A 21,064-nucleotide genomic window follows, 5' to 3' on the forward strand; every position below is an offset into this window, starting at 1 on the left:
TTACATCGCTGCTAAATTCCTTTTTTCTCTGTTCCAGGTTAATGCGGTAAAGAAGATAGATAAGACACATGCCGCCACTATCACTTCGAAACCACCATCCCATCCCCATTTGTCTACCACAAGGCCTATGGCAATATTGGCAAATAAAGCACCGCCCATGTAACCAAAAAGACCGGTTAAGCCGGCAGCAGTACCCGCCGCTTTTTTAGGCACCAAATCTAGTGCCTGTACTCCAATGAGCATCACAGGACCATAAATCAAGAAACCTATCGCAATTAATGCAGTATTGTCAATCCAGATGTTTCCTGGTGGGTTTTTCCAGTATACCAATACGGCAATCAGTACCAGCACCATATAGATGATCGTTGCTGGAGCTCTACGCCCTTTAAATACTTTATCACTAATCAAACCACAAAGTAGTGTTCCCGGAATACCAGCATACTCGTAAAAGAAATATGCCCAGCCCGACTCTTTTAAAGAAAAACCTTTTGCTTCTTCCAGGAAAGTGGGTGCCCAATCTAAAATTCCATATCTAACCAGGTATACAAAGGCATTCGCAAAGGCGATATACCATAACATCCTGTTGTTAAATACATATTTGAAGAAAATCTCTTTAGCAGTAAACTCCTTTTCCTGATCTGCGGAGTAGTTTTTTGGATAGTCATTTTTGTATGCTTCGATAGGAGGCAATCCACAAGACTGTGGTGTATCTCTAACCAAAACATAGGCTATAACTGCAAAAAATAAGGCGATGATACCTGGGAAATAAAACTTACTGTGCCAGTCGGCAAATATCTCTATGGCTAAAATAGCGATAGGCCCTACCAGACCGCCACCCACGTTATGCGCTACATTCCAGATAGACATCATGGTCCCGCGCTCTTTTATAGAGTACCAATGTACCACTACCCTACCACATGGAGGCCATCCCATTCCTTGAAACCATCCGTTAATAAATAACAAGATAAACATAACCGCAATGGAGGACGTTGCAAAAGGAAATATCCCCATAAAAATCATGGTAAAGGCCGAAAGCACCAAGCCGGCAGTAAGGAAATTACGGGCGTTGCTTCGATCAGAAACGTTTCCCATTAAGAACTTACTTAAGCCATAAGCGATAGATACGCCTGAAAGTGCAAAACCAAGTTGCGCCTTACTAAATCCCTGATCAATAAGATCTGGCATAGCCAGTGAGAAGTTTTTACGTACCAGGTAATAGCCTGCGTAGCCTAAAAATATGCCAAGAAATACTTTAATACGTTGTTTTTTATATTCAGGGTCTATCCTACTTAAAGGTAAGAGCTCTTTGTGTGGAGCAGGCGAAAATAATTTAATACTCATTTAGATTGGTTAGCGGATATTGTTATTTAATTGTTTTTGGTTAGTTGAGGATATTGTTTGAGTAGCGCTAATCTTTTCTAGCTAGTTGATCAATAGGTTAGGATAATCTGAAATAATGCCATCTACATTTAGCTGCTTTAAATTGGCAATATCTTCCTTAGTATTTGCCGTCCACGGAATCACTTTAATCTTACGTTCGTGGCATTGTTTTACCAGATCCGCATTTACCATTTTAAAAGCAGGGCTTAAAATAAATGGGTCGAAACCCAGATCTTCAAGATTTTGGGCAACTGTTTTTTTATTATCTACCAGGTACGACGTACGCACATTAGGGTATTTTTTATGTAGAATTTGTAATGTTCTCTTATCGAAAGACTGAATAACGACATAAGGTGTAATTCCTTTTTTGTTAATCACATCCATCAACAGCTTCACAAATTCTTCAGGCCCTGGGTTTACGATGCCATCGCCCTTAGCACTACATTTGGTTTCTATGTTATAGAACATCTGCTTTTTCCCTTTAGTGTATTGCTGTACATCATCAATAAGATCAGCCAGTAAAGGGATATAACTTTTAATCTTTTGCTGCTCTGGAAAAAGTAGATGCGGCTTTGAGCCAAGGTCAAATTGTTTCAATGTGCTATAATCCATCTGATAAACCGGATATTTTTTAGCATCTGATTTTGGGATTTCTTTACCCTCAGGTGTTAACATAAATGCCGGACTCAGATAATCATCATGCGTAACTACAACTTTGCCATCTTTGGTAATGTGTGTATCCATTTCTAGCGTAGTAACACCTAAATCTACAGCGTGGCGCATCCCGATAATGGTATTTTCAGGCATTAAACCTCTTCCACCTCTGTGCCCTTCGGTACTAAATGCAGGGAATTCGGCTTTGGCAGTTGAGCTGGAGTTTTTCATGGTTTTACAGGCCGATAAACTTAACAAAGCCGCAGCGGCAACACATATTACATTCTTCATTGATTTATATTTAGTTTCTTATAAAATGAAGCGATCAGTGCATATTAACTTAATATGCTCATAATCGCTCCTTTGTATGCTATTTGATCAACCGACTATGCATTAAGCGTAGTTGTATATTTCTCTCCAAATCGATCTGTCGCAACCACTTTAACATTTTTTACTGAGGGACTAAAGTGGGCCATAAATAAATGATCCATCTTTTTAGGCTCTGCAAACGATCTTGTAACTGGTAATTTATCTCCTTTATACAATTGTACGGCTAAAGGATCATAGCCTTTTTGCTGTTCAAGCGCACCCATTGGTTTATCGTCTAAAAAGTACTCGACTTTCCATTCCGGGTCCCAATTCCAAACATTGGCGATTAACCTTTTTTGATCGGTTAACTCCTCTACGTACATATTAACTTGCTTGGTTTTATCAAATCCAGTTGATTTGTAATACCATTTCAGATCTGTACCATTTACCTCATAAACACCATAGCCACGTGGAGTACCATCTTCGCAGATTGGCCCCGTCCACCATGCACCACATACCGTTCCATGATTGTGCTCGTATATACCGTTGGTTATTTTATTGAGGTTGTAATGGGTGTGGCCCGACATAATGTGGACGTTTTGATAACCTTCTAGCAAGGCATAAAGCGCCGCATTGTTTTTAACCGAGTTGTGTACAGGAATGTGCAGGTTGATGATCAACAGTTGGTCTTTGCCTACATATTTAAGGTCCTTAGCCAACCAGTCCAATTGATTCTCGCCAATGTAACCGTCATACTCCCTTTCGTTACCCAGGTAGCGAACATCATCCAATACTACATAATGTGCCTTGCCTCTGTTAAAAGAATAATAAGTAGGCCCAAATACCTCCTTAAAAGTTTTGTCTGATGTCTCATCACCACCCATTCTGTAATCCATATCATGGTTACCCAAGGCCTGAAAAAATGGAATTCCCATCTCTGCCACCGCCTGGTTGTAATCTGGAAACAAAGCATGGTTATCCCATACAATATCTCCCACACAAATGCCATGGATCAGCGCATCGGGCCCCATTGATTTAACCAATTGCTGCACATCTGGCACGGCGGTATCCATCATTTGTTTTACATCTTTCTTCGATTTAACCTGCGGATCGGCCCAAATGATAAAATTGTGCTTGCTATCATTCCTTTTAAGCGCTTTAAGCTTAAAATCATAGCTATTGCGACTGCCTAAGGTTTCATATTGCCTGGCTACGCTATAATCAGTTTTAAACTCGTAACCTGCCGGCGTACTCATAAAGACATTGGTCGCCCTATCGTCGGTTGTAATCGTATATTTTCCTTTGGCATCTGTAACCACAACGCTATAGCCATCTGAGATCACCACATTGGCAATTCCTCTTTTGCCATCGGACACTATACCGGTAATTGTTTTATCTCTTCTTAGTTTAGAAAAGGCATTGCTTTGTAAACTGATGAAGGCGCCTCCAGTGATGAGGCCCATTGATTGAATAAAGGATCTTCTGTTCAACTTGTGTATTTTTAAATTAAAAAATTAAGGAAGGATCTAGGCCCTTCCTTAAAACTATTAATGATGCTAGTTTTTTTTATTCACAGCAATCCACCCATGGAGTAAATGCCATTTCATAGAAGTAAGGATCACCGGTTGCCGGGTCAATTACAGTAACCCAGACATTGGCATACCCATCAACAAAAATGTTGCTGGTAAATTGGATAACTTTGTCGTAGTCGGAATAAGAATACACGATTGATGCATTGTATAGGCCCCATGATACAGACGCACAATGAAACGGTAATGTAAAACGGTAAGTCTGACATTGGCAAATCACATCTCCATCATGAATGTTCGATTGAGGAATGATCGTAGTTTCGGTGACAATATCGTTGCAAAAAGACATAGACTGCTGTCCGTTTATAGCATTTGGATAGTTTAGCCATGTGGCGACTTTAAATATTCTGCCAGGGGTTGCACCGACTTTAACAGCCGCAGCTGAGTTAACAGCAGTTGCGAAAGTTAACTGTGAGAATATAACAAATGCGACTGTGCACAACAACTTGAAGGTTTGATTTTTCATAACTGTTTTTTAATTAAAATTTGTTAAGTTAATTATCATTAATAGTATCTTTTTAAACAATCACCATCCGCTTAAACTACTATACTCCCCCCTGTCTTTATAATTTTTTAGAGTAACCAACGTAAGCCCTGAAATGGGACTTACGTTGGTTTCAATGTATATTTATGAATACCTACAACCCAATCATCTCTGTGGCATTTGTGGTCTGGATTTCATCGATAATCGAAGTCTTTGTCAATTTGATATGAACATTATTCCTTGCTTTCGTCCACTTACCTAAAGTCAGATTGAAGGCACCACCTAATGCAAAGAAATAACCCTGACCTGAACCATCAGCAGCACCTGCGTTAGGCTGATAGGCGAATCGTTGTGTATTCGATCCTGACAGAAAAAACGGCGTCGGGTTATTGCTGTTGTGATCAATTACATCATAGACATCTGTATTTCCAATCCTGTAGCCTAAACCATTTTTAGCATCATATAAACTACCCCCGTTGTGTACAAACACTACATCAATAGGAACTGTGTTCTTATCTATAGATATGCCACGAAAAACCGCCATTCCAAAAGCATTACCACTATTAGCCAACAGGTTGGTTGTAGAGTTACCCCTTGTGGTATTTGTTGAATTGAAAAACGGACTGGCGGTGTTATAAGCTGCAGACCTGATCCACTTTGCAGATGCGATCGATGTCGAGGAAGGACCATTTATCAGCTTATTGGAAGCCCCGACATAGAAGATTTCTCCCTTGGATACAGTTCCTGAAGTCAGTTCTAACTTATAAGTCCTCACCTGTCCTGTCGCCCAGCCGTCAATTGGAGCGCCAGCCGGAGCTGATGCAGTGGCATTATTTGTTGTAACAATTGTAAACTTGGTGGTTGCGAAATTGATATTTGTTGTCGCCCTACATTGGATATACTCTGCGTTGGTATCGGAGCCTTCCGGATCGCTAATAAATCCTGTAATGATGACTTCAGGAACATCTGCAGTTGCACTTAGGGTAAAAATGTCATTGGCCGTACGCAAGCGATACTGAGGCACCAATTTTCCATTTTCGATAACAGTCAACACAGTTCCTCTATAGTCAGCCATATAGGGTGGAAGGAGATTTGCGAAAGTCGCATTTGCTTCAGTGTGAAGAATAACGTCTGCTGTTCCGTCGTTTAAGGTCTTATCACCGGCAAATTTCTCCGTCGGCGCCAGGCTAGGATTAAAAGTACCTTTCCAAAGATTTACAAATGTAGACTCATACAGTTCCGGCTGGCTTAGGATCAAATTTGCAAATGCTCTTCTTATCATCAAAGGCCTGCCTGAAGCAACCTTAATTACATCAGTTGCGGCCTTACCAGTAATCTCCAGAATACCATCTACCCTTTTTAATATACCTCCTTCAATTTTCACATGTACAGAATCTCCAGGCACATAATTTTTTGCAGCTGCCCCAATATAAACTGCTATACCCCGAATGGAGTCGATGGCATTCCCCACTATCCTTTTATTTTGAATAAGAAGCAGGCCCTCGGGCAAGTTATTGCCCGAGTGATCTGAAACGACCTGCCCAGTCACCTGGCTGGCCCCTCTCATGTTTTCGACAGTGAGTTTCAGGTCTTCGCCCCTGTAAAGTTTACGCAAATCAAAATTTGAGATGAACTGGCTGGGTGTACCTGAAATATAGTCACTGTCACGTTTACATCCTAAACACACAGAAAAAAGTGCCGCAAGGATGAACCATTTTTTTAGTATCTTTTTCATAACTATGTTATTCATTTTTCAAAAAAATTAAGGCTTTTGCCACCAAACCTGTGTTTTAATATTATCTGGTCCTTGACCTGCTACTGCATTTTTATAGTTTGTTGGATTGGTTGATTGCGTAATTGTTGGATAATTTAACCGAGCAGGCATCACCTTGTCATTAAGCAAACCAGGCCCCTTTGGTAATATTGGGTATGAAGTACGGCGGTACTCAAACCATTGTTGAAAATCGACCAGAAACAAAGCATAGTATTTCTGCTTATGTATCAGTGACATTTTACTTGTTGTGTTGGCATCTACACTTTCCAGAGGAGCAGAATTACTCCACTCGATATCGGCAGCGTCTACATAGGCAAGAACTGCCGGATCAGTAGCTCCTCCTGGCATGACATTAGGCAGCCAATAATTGATGGCATCAGCAATCCCCTTATAGTAATAGGCTCCAGCATCCCCATTAATCCATCCTTTAGCCGCTGCTTCAGCCAAAATGAAGTCAACTTCCGCACAATTCATAATGATACCGGTATACCTGTCTGTTTGCAGATTAATGGCCACGTTATCGCTCGATGAATAAAATTGGGATTGTTTGGCTGGCTCGCTACCCGGGTTATAACCACTGGATACCCCCGCAAAACCACCTGGGCCCGGTTTGATTCCAAACCTATTAGTTCCACTCAAACCAAATGACGGAAGAATACGAGGATCACTCCAGCTAACCAGATTGTCAATGAAGAATTCTCCTAAGGCCGGGACATAAAAGTCATTAGCACGTACACTAGCCATAAATGGAGATGTGTATAGTTGTGTACTGATATTTGAACCGGTCCATAACAATTTAGCCGTATGCTGATTGTTTTGCATCACCGGATAATTACCAGGGTTGGTATCAATCATTTCTTTTATTTTCGCAATAACTGTTGATGAGACTTCGGATTTACCCGAAACGCGAAGCAATAATCTCAAATATAATGAGTTGCCCAATCGACGCCATTTTGCTACATCACCATTGAATATCGCATCACTTGTTCCAACAATAGCAGTCCCATCTTTAAGCAAATTATTTGCCTGTTCCAGTTTATCGAACATACCTAAGTATATGTCCTTTTGCTTATCAAACACCGGCTGATAATTACCTTCGCGTCCAGCGTTAGCTTCCGAATAAGGCACATCACCATAAGTATCTGTCAGCAACGAATATATCCATGACTGAATAATGAGTGATATGCCCTGATATGACTTATTCAATTTTTCAGGCTGGCTCGCTATCGTCTGCATATCTTTGATGTTGGTTAAATTCACATACCAGCTATTCCAGGTATTATCAGCTACGTTGTTCCTGATATCATACCTAAAAATCTTACCTTCTGAATCCCCAAGATCTACAGTTACCTGCATCAATTCATTATTAAAGTTACGGTTGCGCAACATATTGGTTGACATTAAACTCACCATTGTAGGTGCCATCAACTGGTGCGCCTCCACCGCGCCTTTGCCCAGCGGGTCTGTATTTATTTCATTAAAATCTTTCGTACAAGATAAAGTTGAGAAGCCCAATCCTGCTAAAAGTATATATACGATCGTATTTTTATTCTTTTTCATCTCTATGATAATTAAATGCCCATCACTAAACGCACACCATAAGTTCTGGTAGAAGGCAGCTGCCCAGTCTCAAAACCTTGCTGGATATCAGATCCTGCTAGCGTTCCAAATTCAGGATCGAATGCCGGCCAAGGCGACCATATAAACAAATTACGCCCATAAACGCCTAACGTTAATTTACTAATACCCATGCCCTGTATAAATCTTTTATTAAAAGCATAAGTAAGGTTAGCCTCTCTGAATTTTAAATAGTCAGTACGGAAAATACCTCCTTCTGCCTGATTGTAATATAGGGAGTTATAGTAACCTTCGATATCCGTAGCGATTACATCATTTGGACGATACGTGCCGTCACCATTATCTATTACACCATTACCAACAATGCCATTATACCGGCCTGGCAGTGATGCTGTAGATTTACCCATGGATGTCATTCTGGAAAAAGTAAATGAATGACCTACTGCACCCAACTGAGCGTCAAACAAAACACTCATGCTCAACTGCTTATAAGTAACCCCTGTACCAAAGCTAAATCTAAATTTAGGTAAAGTGTTCCCCAAGTACTCAATATTGGCATTGGGTTTGGCAAACCCCGTAGTCTTATCAAAGATAATCTGTCCGTCAGGAGAACGGAGAAAACCTGTTCCGTACAAATCGCCCATACTTCCGCCTACCATAGCTACAATCTGTCCTGAGTTACCAAACCCACCTGTACGCAGTACTACAGCACTATCAGCAAGTTCTTTTATTTTATTTCGGTTGGCACTAAATGTACCGTTGACAGTCCAACTAAAATTCTTCGACTTTATAGGAGTACCGTTCACAGCCAGCTCGATACCTTTATTGTCTACACGGCCCACATTGAAGACACCCACATTATAACCGCTCGCCCGATCGATGATACGGCTAAGTATCTGGTTCTTTGTATTACCGGCATACACAGCCAAATCAAAATTTAAGCGGCTTTTAAACAATTTCACATCTAAACCTAACTCAACTGTTGTAGTGATCAGCGGCTTCAGGTTTGGATTTGGCAAAATAGTGGGATTGGTCATCGCACTATCAGGATACACCCCATTTGCTGCAATTAAATAGTTATAAGCAGTACGATAAGGTACAGTACTACCACTACCTACCTGTGCAATCGATGCTCTGAATTTAGCAAAGTTTACTGCTTTCGGGAACTTCCATAAATCTGAAGCTACAAAAGCCAGACTCGCCGATGGATAGAAAAAACCAACATTATCTTTTCTTGTCAAAGTAGCCAATGTACTGTTCCAATCCTGGCGGGCAGTTAAATCCAAAAACAAATAGTTTTTATAAGATAAAGAACTTGTTGCGTAAAAGCTGTTTATTCTGTAACGTGCTGTATCGGGAACATACACCAAAGGATTGATACTGTTATCCAACCTGTAATCGCCAGGGACTTTAAGCCCATCAGCACGTTTTTCTAATTTGCGATATTCGTTACGCATTTGACTACCCCCAACACTCGCCGTAATTTGAAGATCGTTATTGATCTTCTTGTCATATTTCAGCATAAAGTCAGCATTAATCTCGTAAGATTTAATATCTGCTACACGGAATGAACCTTGTGCAAACATCCCACCTGAAGAAGTATCCCATGGACGCTTAGTTTCCCGGGTATCTTTATTATAATCACCTGACGCACGTACCATCAAGCTTAACTCCTTTGAAAATTTATAGTTGGCTTGTATGTTACCTAACCAGCCGTTACGTCTTTGCCCATTCAGATACTGCTCAGATATTGCATAAGGGCCTTCGGGAAACGAGGTAGTCAGGTTAACAAATTGCTGCTGTTCCTTACCAGGGGCCCAATAATCCTTATACCACTCGGTATTGATATTTGGCTGCGCAAAAATAAACCAATACATCAATGACTGATTACCATAACCTGTCGCTGGTAAATTATCACTGTGCCTGTTGCTATATTGAGCTTTAAAATTGATACTTAACTTTTTGGTTATATTGGCATTGGCATTCAATGCAACATTCGTTCTGTCCAGACCTGTATTCGGTACGATCCATTCATTGTCGCTATGGTTGGCTGACAAACGTAGTCCAACGTTTTTAAAAGTACCATCTAAACTCACAGAATGAGTTGATTCAAAACCTGTAACGAAAAAATTATCCACCGGATCTCCATAACCAACCCATGGCGTTTTGGTCAGGCCTTTTGTTTTAGTCGCAGGATCGTATTGATAAAACATGTAATTCTCTGAGAACGCAGGGCCATAACTGGAGCTGGTACTTCCTGTCCCAAACTGATAGCTAGTCGTACCATCCGTACCTTGTCCAAATTCATTCTGTCTTGCAGGGCCACGGTTAATGTCTTCCCAGGCACTGTTCGAAGTAAAGCTGATCCCCATCGTTTTTCTATTTTTAGTAGCCGATTTTGTCGTGATGATTACTGCTCCATTGGCACCTCTTTGTCCGTACAGCGCCGAAGCTGCAGGACCTTTTAATACAACAACATTTTCTATATCATCAGGGTTCAAGTCGTTTAAGCCACTACCAAAGTCCACTGGCATAATATCTCCAGATGTTCCATAAACACCACCACCTGTTGCTGCAGTTCGCCTGGAGCTGCTGCTGGCAACCACTCCATCAATTACGATCAGCGCCTCATTGTCACCTGTAAGATTATTCTCACCACGCAGGATGATTTTGTTTGAAGCTGCAGGGCCGCTATTACGCACCAAATTTAAACCGGCAACTTTTCCAGACAACGCGTCTGTCCAGTTACTTGAAATCGCATTGGTTAACTGTGTACTGTCGACCTTAGTAATGGCATATCCCAATGACTTTTCCTCACGCTTAATACCTAGGGCCGTAACGACAACCTCATTAAGATCTGAACTTGAACTGTTCAACGTAACTGTCATCGTATTGGTTGCCCCGGTAACCATACGTTTAGCAACCGCATAACCAATCATGTTAAAAGAAAGCTCAGTTCCTTTTACCGCTTTCACAGTGAATGAGCCGTTACCATCAGTTACACCCAAAACTTTTCTTTGACTATCGGAAATGGTCACACCAGGTAGCGATTGTCCATCACCACCATCTTTAACCGTTCCTTTTACTGTGACCGTTTCCTGTCTGGCCAGATAAACAGGTACTGGACCCGTTTCGGCAAGCAGTAACTGGGGCAATTGCATAAAAACCACTATCCATGCAAAAGCAAGGTATTTAAATGGTTTTTTAAACTGCATGTAGTTTGTAGAATTTCTAATCATAATGCATCTAATTATTTGGTTAGTTCTTTTTGTTTTGCAATGTTTCGTTTCATTTCGCCTAACTTTAATTCGCTGCAAATATCAAGGTTGCAATTTTAAATTAATGTTAAGTCTTAATTAAATTAGGCTATAGCCTTTACCCGGGCTTCACCCCCATCTCCTTTCATTGGTAACGGATATAATAAGTACTGCCTAACAAGCGTGGTAAAGCTTTCAACCTGCTCGTTTATCCATCGTTCATCCTTAACCAACTCTTCGGCCATTATACTAGCCACAGCCGGAGCAAGCAACAATGCCCCTCTTGCATCCAGAAATAACAAACGCATCCTGCGTGAAAGCACATCCTCAATGGTACGTGCCATTTCATTTCGAACCATCCAAACCACTTCCGCTTTCACATATTTAAAATCAGGATTTAAGGCTTCGCTTAGTTTCGGTTCTACTTTCATTAAAGCGAGAATACCTTCAGCATCGGCGCCATACAATTCGAGATCTCCAGTCCCCATCTCAGCAAGGTATCCATGTATTTTAACATCTTGTGTAATGCATTTCTTTGCAGCCAGCTTCCCTAATTCAATTGCTTTATCAACAACATCCATAGCCATTCTGCGGTAAGTTGTCCATTTGCCACCCGTAATGGTAATCAAGCCCGACTTACTAATAATCAACTTATGACTTCTAGAAATTTCTTTAGTACTGTTGGTATCCTTACCTGGCGCTGCCAATGGCCTTAAACCAGCAAACGCAGCCAACACATCATTTCTGCCAGGTTCTTTTGTAAGGTATTTCCCTGCAGTAGTTAATATAAATTCAATCTCTTCTTCCAGTGGCTTTGGTTCCAAACTATGTTCATCTAAAGGGGTATCAGTTGTGCCCACCAATACTTTTCCATGCCATGGTACAGCGAACAATACCCTTCCATCTGGAGTTTTAGGGATCATCAATGCACTATTCCCTTTTAAAAAGGAAGCATCAAGGACCACATGCGCACCTTGACTTGGCCGAACGATTGCTCTTCCCGATGGAACATCCATCTTTAAGATCTCATCTACAAAAACACCAGTGGCGTTAATAACCACCTTTGCGTTTAATGTATAGTTTTTATTGGTCTCAGTGTCTGTAAAGCTTACGCCATTGATATTTCCGTTGGCCTTTGTTAAACCAGTAACCTTAGTATAATTCAATAAGACCCCACCATACTCGACAGCTGTCTGCGCTAAATTCAATGCCAATCGGGCGTCATCAAACTGCCCATCACTATAGCTCACCCCACCAATCAAGCCATCAGGTTTTAATCCCGGGATAGCTTTTAATACTTTCTCTGCTGATAAAAAAGTCGACTTTTTGAAACCGCTCTTTCCAGCCAGTAAATCATAAAGCTTTAGTCCGATAAGATATTTATATTTAGATAACCAGGAATACAGGGGTATAATGAAATCTTGATCTTTAACCAGGTGCGGCGCATTTTTTAACAAAAGCCCGCGTTCATGTAAGGCTTCATACACTAAGGCAACATCACCTTGCGCCAAATAACGAACACCACCATGAACCAGCTTGGTACTTCTGCTCGATGTTCCTTTTGCAAAATCAGACTGCTCCAGCAATAGCGTACTATAACCTCTACTTGCCGCATCCACCGCAGTCCCCAATCCAGTCGCCCCACCACCAATAATGATAACATCCCAATTATTTTTTGCTTCTACTTGCGCTATGAATGATTCCCGACTAAACAACATTTCGTTTTTTTCCAATTTTAAAATAATAACATTTCGTAAACTTTCGTTTATCAAAAAAAATACAACTAAACGAAACTAAACAAAGATTTTTATTATTAAAAACAAATTGCCATATTTATTTTTTACCGTTAAGTTTGTGCATTAATTAATATTGCAATTAAAAATTATGTTTATATTACTACTGCTTTACATATAGATAAATGATCACCATAGCCGAAAGACACCAATATATTTTAAATAAAATCCAAACAGAAGGTTCCATAGACGTGCAATCGCTGTGCAAATCATTAGACGTTTCGTCCGTAACGATACGCAAGGACTTGAAACTACTCGAAGATAAAAACCTGCTATACAGAACTCACGGCGGGGCAACATTAAACAACCCTTATACAGTTGATAGACCTGTAAATGAAAAGGAACATTTGCAATCGACAGAAAAGATAAGAATTGGCGCTTTAGCTGCAGATCTTATTGAAGACAACGATTCCATCATTATTGCCTCTGGAACAACTGTATTAGCTATGGCGCGCTGCATTAAGCCAAAAGGCAGCTTAACTGTAATTACCGCAGCATTAAACGTTGCGCTTGAATTACTGCACCATAACGACATCGAAATCATTCAGCTTGGTGGACTATTAAGAAAAAGCTCATCTTCTGTTGCCGGACCCTATTCGGACAATGTTTTAAGCAGCGTTTTCTGTAGCAAATTATACCTTGGTGTAGATGGAATAGATCTGGAATTTGGGCTAACTACCACCAATGCATCAGAGGCACACTTAAACAGACAGATGATTGAATCGTCTCAGAAAATAATTGTACTGGCAGATTCTACCAAATTTGGAAAACGAGGCTTCGGAAGAATATGTGGAATAGAAGAAGTAGACCATATCATTACCGACAGTGGCATTTCTGAACAAACCAAAAAAGGACTGGAAAGTCTGGGGATTAAAGTTTCTATTGTTTAAGCCAATATAGCCTTATTTCTTGCGTTCGGTAGTATACCGAACCAATTGTTCTAAGCCCGTTCTTGCATCGCAAGGTGCAAAACTGTATAGAATATCAAAAGCTTCCTGCTGATACTGGATCATTTTCTCATTGGCATAATGCACCCCATCTTTGGCGTTCACAAAGTCGATGATCTCCTGTATCTTAGCCGGCTCATCCTGATGATTTTTCACCAGGCTAATGATTCTTTTCTTCTCTGCCTTGTCAGCACGGTTTAGCGCATAAATCAGTGGAAGAGTAACCTTCTTTTCTTTGATATCAATACCAAGCGGTTTACCAACATCATCAGTTCCAAAATCAAAAGTATCATCCTTAATCTGGAAAGCAATCCCCACCTTTTCGCCGAATAACCTCATTTTCTCTATCGTCTCATCATCAGCACCTGCCGAAGCGGCACCACAAGCACAACAAGAGGCAATAAGAGAAGCTGTTTTTTGTCTGATGACATCAAAATAAAGTGCTTCGCTGATATCCATCCTTCTCACTTTCTCAATCTGCAGCAATTCCCCTTCACTCATCTGTTTCACTGCCTCGGAAACAATCTGCAATAAGCGAAACTCTCCATTGTTTACAGAAAGCAACAAGCCCTTAGCCAGCAAATAATCGCCGACTAAAACTGCAATCTTATTTTTCCATAAGGCATTAATCGAAAAGAACCCCCTACGTTCGTAAGCATTATCAACCACATCATCGTGTACAAGCGTAGCCGTATGCAACAGCTCTACTAGAGCCGCCCCTCTATGGGTTGATTCTATGATTCCACCACAAAGTTTTGCAGCAAAAAAAACAAACATCGGTCTGATTTGCTTACCCTTACGTTTTACAATATAATGGGTTATGCGATCAAGTAATGGTGCATCACTATGCATTGACGCCTTGAACTTTTCTTCAAAGGCAGCTATGTCTGCGGCTATCGGTAGTTTTATCTGATTTATTCCAGGCATCTTACTAGGCGTTCATGGCTTTTGAGGGGCAGGCAAAATCAGTACGCTTTAAACCTGTGTTTTTAATGGCGCCATAACCACCAGCAATATCTATTACCTGCTCAACGCCCCTTGCTTTAAGAATAGAGGAAGCAATCATAGATCGATACCCACCTGCGCAATGCACATAATAAGTATCGTTGTGGTCAATTTCCGGAGTCCAATCGTTGATATAATCCAAAGGACGAGTCATGGTCATTTCCAAATGCTCCGATTCATATTCTCCTGGCTTTCTCACATCAAGCACCTTGATGGATGCATCCACATTGGCTATACGTTCAAATTCTTCTGCTGAGATTGATTTAATTGTATCTACATCCTTACCAGCCTGTTCCCATGCAGCAATACCACCTTCTAAATAACCAATCGTATTGTCGTATCCCACCCTCGCTAAACGTGTAATCGTTTCTTCCTCTTTACCAGCTTCAACAACCAGCAATAAAGGATGCTTTAAATCGGTAATCAAAGCACCAACCCAAGGGGCAAACTGACCATTCAAACCGATATTTACAGCAGAAGGAACAAAACCTTTCGCAAATACTTGTGGATCTCTGGTATCCAGAATTGTTGCTCCCGATAAATTCGCCATTGTTTCAAACTCATCCGGACTCAAAGGCTTTAGTCCTTTTTCATAAACATCGTCAAAGCTTTCATAGCCATTTTTATTCATGGCGGCATTTTTAGCAAAATACTGGGGCGGCGGCAAAATACCATCCGTAACCTCTTTTACAAACTGCGCTTTCGAAGTTGCTTTAAGTGCATAATTCACTTCCTTCTGGTGACCTAAGGTATCAAAGGTCTCCTTACTCATGCTCTTACCACAAGCAGAACCTGCACCATGAGCAGGATAAACCAGTACATCATCAGGAAGCGTTAATATTTTATTTTGTAAAGAATCGTACAAAGTACTAGCCATATCTTCCATCGTCAAGTCTCCCTGCTGTGCAAGATCAGGTCTACCTACATCACCAATAAATAGGGTGTCACCGGTAAAAATGCAATATGGCTTACCATCCTTATCTGTCAGCAAATAAGTCGTTGATTCAGGTGTATGTCCCGGAGTATGCAATGCGGTGATCGTCAACTCACCTATTTTAAACTGTTCCCCATCTACCGCGATATGCGATTGAAAAGAGGTTTTAGCCGTAGGACCATATACAATTTCAGCACCCGATTTCTCGGCCAAGTCGATATGACCTGAAACAAAATCGGCATGAAAATGGGTTTCAAAAATATACTTGATTACAGCATTGTCCTTCTTAGCTTTCTTAAGATAAGGTGCTACCTCACGCAAAGGATCAATAATTGCCGCCTCTCCGTTACTCTCAATATAATAAGCCGCTTCTGCTAAACACCCCGTATAAATCTGCTCTATCTTCATTGCCTTCTTTATTTAACTACAAATTTAAGATTATAATTCCCGCGCTAAAAACTAACACAAATTTTTACTTTAAGCCGTCAATTCTCCACGAAGCGATTGCTCCATCAATTTTACGACTTCTGCATAACTGTGTCCTTGTGCCATCAGGTACATCAATTTAGTGATGGTAGCTTCGAAAGTCATGTCATAACCACTTACCACACCCATTTCCTGAAGTTGTTTACTGGTTTCATATTTGCCAAGCTCTACGGAACCGCGCTGACATTGAGAAATGTCGACTATAATTTTGCCGTTCGCTATCGCTTCTTTCAAGCAATTGATAAACCATTCGGCAGTAGTTGTATTTCCAGAACCAAAAGTTTCTAAAACGATGGCATCTACAGGCGAATGTGTAATCGCCATTACCGCTTGCTGCGAAATACCAGGATACATTTTCAATACCCCAATGTTCGAATTAAAATCTAGTAACACCTGCAATTCCTTTTGAGGTGGAGGCAGAATATAATTATTAAAGAAATTTAAATGAACCCCAGCTTCAGCAAGTATAGGGTAGTTCGGAGAGCGAAACGCCTCAAATTTCTCCGAATTGTACTTAATGGAACGATTGCCGCGAAACAGCTGCGAATCGAAATAGATACAAACTTCCGGAACTTTAGCTCTCCCATGCTCTTTCATTGCCGCAATCTCAAGCGCAGTAATCAGATTCTCTTTCGCATCAGTCCTGATCTGACCAATCGGAAGCTGCGAACCGGTAAGTATAACCGGTTTACTCAGGTTCTGCAACATAAAGCTCAATGCCGAAGCGGTATAAGCCATTGTATCCGAACCATGCAGAATTACAAAGCCATCAAACTCATCATACCTGGTAAAAATCAGCTTTGCCAACTCCGCCCAAATGTCAGGATGCATATTTGACGAATCCATAATCGGATCAAAAGAATGGATTTCAAGCTCATAATTCAATCTTGCCAGTTCAGGCACATTTTGCTGAATCTGCTTAAAATTAAAAGGAATCAGCGTCCCGGTTTCGGTATCATTTACCATACCTATTGTACCGCCCGTATATATGATGAGTATCTTGGTCATTATTAGATGTTAAAAATGCTGATGGAATTTGCTGTAGTTACAGCAGCTATTTCTTCTACACTGGTTTCATATATTTCTGCCAGTCTCTCCGCAACGTGTATGAGGTAGCTGCTTTCATTTGGTTTACCTCTGTAAGGCACAGGGGCCAGATACGGAGAATCAGTTTCTAAAACCAATTTTGATAAAGGAACTTGCTTTAAAACCTCATCTAAACCGGAATTTTTATACGTTACAACCCCACCTATTCCCAAATAAAAACCGAGTTCAATAGCCTTATTGGCCTGCTCCAGATTTCCTGTAAAACAATGTAAAATTCCCCTTAGGTCCTCAGCCTTTTCTTCTTCTAAAATTTCGAATATCTCATCAAAAGCCTCTCTGCAATGAATCACAATTGGCAGTTCCAGATCTTTAGCCCATTTAATTTGCTCACGAAAAGCAGCCTGTTGAAAAGGGAGTGTGCTTTTATCCCAATGCAAATCTATACCAATCTCTCCGATGGCATAAATATCTCTATCTACCATACTCTGGCAGATTTCATCTAAAACCTCTTCATAATTCTCCTTCACATCACAAGGATGCAAGCCGGCCATTGCAAAACAGTTATTAGGATATTTCTTTACCAGGGCATCAATTTTTGCGATAGAAGCAACATCAACGTTAGGCAAAAACAAGCGTTCGATTTGATTGTCAAAACAACGCTGCATCAGCTGATCTAATTTCTCCTCATCTGTTTCGTAATACAAATGCGTATGGGTGTCGGTTAAAAGCATTGGCGAAGTTAATAAAAACCATCGGAGCTTAACAAATAAAAACAGAAGGTAGTTTATTCCGTGCTTTTTATGACCACAGGACCTAATAATCCTGAAGGCAACAAAGGTTCATCCTTTTTGAAAACGATATTGGTATTTGTAATGCGCTGCGCCTCAGGCAGGGCCGCATCTCCAATCAATCGGTTTGGCCAAAGGTTAATGATTTCAATGTTTAAGATATTTTCACCTGCCTTTAAGGCTGATGAAATATCCAAATGCCACGGCGCCGTCCAGACTACGCCAAGGTTTTTACCATTCAATGTTACCTCTGCAATATTTTTTACGACTCCCAGATCCAGGTAAACTGACTGGCCTTTTGTCCCATTGTATTTAAATGTTTTGGTATAGGTGGCTTTTCCCGAAAAGTACTTAATCCTTTTGTCGGTATGTTGTGCCCAATCCTGCAGACTGGCGAATTCTACCACCTCAGGACCGCCCCATTGGGTATCAAAGGCAACCTTCCACGCACCGCTCAATTCCATTCCCGTTTTTAATGCCGGGTAATTGCTTGACACAGTTTTGGCAGATGAAGGGCTTTTTGGAAAAACAACAAACCAGGATTGGAAAGGCTCAAATTTCAAAGGAATCTCTACCCTACCATCAACATTACGGAAACTAGCTGCCTTAACAAGCGAGCCCTTAACCGGATCCCAAATTTCCGGCACACGACCTTTAACCCTAAAAGTACAATTAGACGTCACAGTTTTACCATTCCTGTTGGCTATAAAATAAATCTCAGCCTCTGGCGTAGTACGGTGTATAAAATCAATGTAATCACCCTGCTCAGCACTGTATTCAAAATCAGGTTTTACGCCATCATTCAGCAGTACCGTTCTGATTGAGCCTTTAACAAAAATCCGCCCTTTACCATAGTTGTTAATTCTGATTTTGCTTTCATCAGCCTTTCCCCAAAGTTGTTTGACGGCATTTGTTAAATCCTTATCACAGGCAGGATAATTCTTAAGCCCAGAATCCGTTACCGGTCGGTCGCCAATAACCGTAGCGCCTTCCTTCACCAGATTGCTTATTTTATTCAGCACCTCCAAAGGCATTCTTTTACTATCCGGTAATACCAATACACGATAGCTCATTCCATCTGGCAAAGTCAACCTGCCATTTTTTACCGTTAGGCGAGTAAGCAATACCTCTTCATTGCATACATCATAGTCGTAGCCTTTGCCCAACAACGGATCTATGTGTTTTTGTTCAACAAGATTTGGTGCCCAGTCGCCATTATAATAAAGCACATCTGCCACAAACTTTCCTTTGCGCAACAGATATTGTGATCGGGCAACGTACGACAAGAATGGCCCTGACTTCTCCCACCAGGTTACATTCGGATTAAAGTGCGTGCCTGCACCATACTCATAGCCTGGTTTTCCATCTTTCGGACGGGTAGATGTAGAAGTATGAATTGCAATACGGTTTATACCCTCACAAAAAGCACGGTCTAGCGCCTGCTTTAAGGAAGCCGGAGAATCCCGCCAATGCCTCATTGTGGTAAAAGCTTCTGCCGAAGCAGTTTCCTTCCCGTAAATATGAGATGCCGAAGCCACCATTTTAGTCACCTTATTCTGTCCATTGTCTAAGCGCGATACACCATAGCCCTTATCATCCGTCAAGGTGTTTGGATCTTCATGATTTGGGCCAAGCCAAAACTCTCCCATAGGGAAATCACTCCTGCCAAGATTTTTTAAACCATCCAAACAAATCGTCCCCGAGCGACTCGGCCCTGCCGATTCGTTCTGAACCAATACACCGGCTTCATGACAAAGCTCAGCAAAACGTTTATAATGTTCGTCAGCCATACAATCGCCCAACGTTTTCCTGTAATCATGCAAAAAGCGATCTGATATTTCTGCACTGCCAATCAGGTAACCCGAAAGTGCCGGAAGGTAAGGCGTCGGGTCATAACCACGGTATTTCTTAAAATGTTCGGTTATCTTTGCCGTCCAGTTAGGAAAACCATCTTCAAAGCTATCATCACAAAAATACTTAGGCTTGTTGCCTACTTTTGCAGCTTCTTCAATAAACATTCTACCCAGCTTTTCAAACTGTATCTCTACACCTTTACGATCGAACCAATCTACCGATAGGCCATCTGCTTCAGGCTGTGCAATCATCAATCTCGACCCCGTCATACGGTGCCCCGTACGGATAATTTTCCATTTACCGGCAGGCACTTCCCAATTCAGATACCCGTCCTTTACCATATTCGTAAGGTCTATGACCTGTTGTACCGGAATGGGTTGATCTGTTGCTGCATTATCCCATGGCTGCTTTACAGGCCCCATTACATCCACAGCTTTAGCAAAATTACTCAGGTCTTTGTGGTTTGTCTTTGCCGCCAAAACTGCGGCACGTTCTCCGCTAATGCGATTAGCGGGATTATCATGATCAGGAATGGCCACTATAGCCGTGTCCCGGTAATCCAGTTTTTCTAATGGCAGATCAATGTATTCCTTATAACCGGGAGGGTTAAACACCTTATCATACCCCGTTCTGTTGCCCGGCAAAGGCAAAGCACCAGAAAATTTCTGCGGACCGCTTAAAGCCAGTTCCGACTGCAGGTACCAACGACCTGAGTTTTCAGGTTCAATCCACGGTCCTCCCATGCACCAACCCGAACTCATGTTGATGCCCACATCGATTTTCATCCGTTTAGCTTCCTTCATCGCATGTCGATACAGCTCTTTCCACTCCTCCGACATAAACTTAGCTCCCTGCGGAAAAGGCACACCACCTAATCCACCTGCAGAGTTCACCAATAGTACCTCTCCCATTCCCTTTGCCCTAAACTCTTCCATGTCGCGGGTAATCCCTTCCTTATCTACCAAGCCGTTAAACCACCACCAATAGCAGGATGATTTACTTTGATCAGGAGGAGTTATAAAGTTCTGCTCCAAATCGCCCAAAGCAATTGAAGTATTCTTATCTCTTAAATCATTGTTCAATATCGCGCCAAATCCATTAAGGCTCAACAGTGTTAGATTTGCTGTAGCAATGGAGCTTATCTTTATAAAGTTTCTTCTTTCTAATTTCATTACTGGGGATGTA

The 21,064-nt window shown here is 41.2% G+C and carries 14 protein-coding genes; 1 reads left to right on the plus strand and 13 read right to left on the minus strand.

The annotated features are described in order from the left end of the window. From glpT to BLS35_RS02695, 8 genes are all read right to left on the minus strand, one after another. Complete coding sequence (glpT, locus tag BLS35_RS02660) at nucleotides 1-1,341, minus strand: glycerol-3-phosphate transporter (RefSeq protein WP_090777531.1); 1,341 nt, start codon at nucleotides 1,339-1,341, stop codon at nucleotides 1-3. 81 nt (nucleotides 1,342-1,422) lie between these two features. Beyond that, entirely contained in the window at nucleotides 1,423-2,325 is a 903-nt protein-coding gene (locus tag BLS35_RS02665; protein ID WP_090777533.1) for a glycerophosphodiester phosphodiesterase family protein, read from the minus strand. A gap of 95 nt (nucleotides 2,326-2,420) precedes the next feature. After that, nucleotides 2,421-3,833 carry a calcineurin-like phosphoesterase C-terminal domain-containing protein gene (locus tag BLS35_RS02670; RefSeq protein WP_090777535.1) on the minus strand — a complete coding sequence of 471 codons (1,413 nt, stop codon included), beginning with the start codon at nucleotides 3,831-3,833 and terminating at the stop codon, nucleotides 2,421-2,423. Between the two features lie 76 nt (nucleotides 3,834-3,909). Further along, a complete protein-coding gene (locus BLS35_RS02675; protein ID WP_090777537.1) occupies nucleotides 3,910-4,398 on the minus strand; it encodes a hypothetical protein in 489 nt (162 codons plus the stop codon). Nucleotides 4,399-4,570: 172 nt separating this feature from the next. Beyond that, nucleotides 4,571-6,151, minus strand: a complete 1,581-nt coding sequence (locus tag BLS35_RS02680; protein ID WP_090777539.1) for a DUF5689 domain-containing protein — start codon at nucleotides 6,149-6,151, stop codon at nucleotides 4,571-4,573. 27 nt (nucleotides 6,152-6,178) lie between these two features. Continuing rightward, nucleotides 6,179-7,750: a SusD/RagB family nutrient-binding outer membrane lipoprotein gene (locus BLS35_RS02685; protein ID WP_090777541.1), complete on the minus strand. Its 1,572-nt coding sequence runs from the start codon at nucleotides 7,748-7,750 to the stop codon at nucleotides 6,179-6,181. An 11-nt stretch (nucleotides 7,751-7,761) separates the two neighbouring features. Continuing rightward, complete coding sequence (locus BLS35_RS02690) at nucleotides 7,762-11,007, minus strand: SusC/RagA family TonB-linked outer membrane protein (RefSeq protein ID WP_090777543.1); 3,246 nt, start codon at nucleotides 11,005-11,007, stop codon at nucleotides 7,762-7,764. A gap of 122 nt (nucleotides 11,008-11,129) precedes the next feature. Further along, the gene (locus BLS35_RS02695) at nucleotides 11,130-12,743 is read right to left on the minus strand and encodes a glycerol-3-phosphate dehydrogenase/oxidase (RefSeq protein WP_090778147.1); all 1,614 of its coding nucleotides are present in this window, start codon (nucleotides 12,741-12,743) and stop codon (nucleotides 11,130-11,132) included. 200 nt (nucleotides 12,744-12,943) lie between these two features. Here BLS35_RS02695 and BLS35_RS02700 point away from each other — a divergent pair, with 200 nt between their 5' ends. After that, entirely contained in the window at nucleotides 12,944-13,708 is a 765-nt protein-coding gene (locus BLS35_RS02700; protein ID WP_090777545.1) for a DeoR/GlpR family DNA-binding transcription regulator, read from the plus strand. Between the two features lie 12 nt (nucleotides 13,709-13,720). Here BLS35_RS02700 and BLS35_RS02705 read toward each other — a convergent pair whose 3' ends face one another. The 5 genes from BLS35_RS02705 to BLS35_RS02725 all read right to left on the minus strand — a co-directional run bounded on the left by BLS35_RS02705 (nucleotide 13,721) and on the right by BLS35_RS02725 (nucleotide 21,051). Next, a complete protein-coding gene (locus BLS35_RS02705; RefSeq protein ID WP_090777547.1) occupies nucleotides 13,721-14,692 on the minus strand; it encodes a polyprenyl synthetase family protein in 972 nt (323 codons plus the stop codon). 4 nt (nucleotides 14,693-14,696) lie between these two features. Then, the gene (locus tag BLS35_RS02710; RefSeq protein WP_090777549.1) at nucleotides 14,697-16,112 is read right to left on the minus strand and encodes an MBL fold metallo-hydrolase; all 1,416 of its coding nucleotides are present in this window, start codon (nucleotides 16,110-16,112) and stop codon (nucleotides 14,697-14,699) included. A 69-nt stretch (nucleotides 16,113-16,181) separates the two neighbouring features. Then, nucleotides 16,182-17,198, minus strand: coding sequence for an asparaginase (locus BLS35_RS02715; protein WP_090777551.1), 1,017 nt, complete (start codon nucleotides 17,196-17,198; stop codon nucleotides 16,182-16,184). 2 nt (nucleotides 17,199-17,200) lie between these two features. Next, complete coding sequence (locus BLS35_RS02720; RefSeq protein ID WP_090777553.1) at nucleotides 17,201-17,968, minus strand: TatD family hydrolase; 768 nt, start codon at nucleotides 17,966-17,968, stop codon at nucleotides 17,201-17,203. A gap of 53 nt (nucleotides 17,969-18,021) precedes the next feature. Then, complete coding sequence (locus BLS35_RS02725; RefSeq protein WP_090777554.1) at nucleotides 18,022-21,051, minus strand: glycosyl hydrolase; 3,030 nt, start codon at nucleotides 21,049-21,051, stop codon at nucleotides 18,022-18,024. Nucleotides 21,052-21,064: the final 13 nt, after the last annotated feature.

Origin of the sequence: Pedobacter sp. ok626, assembly GCF_900100435.1 — a bacterium.
Lineage (GTDB): Bacteria > Bacteroidota > Bacteroidia > Sphingobacteriales > Sphingobacteriaceae > Pedobacter.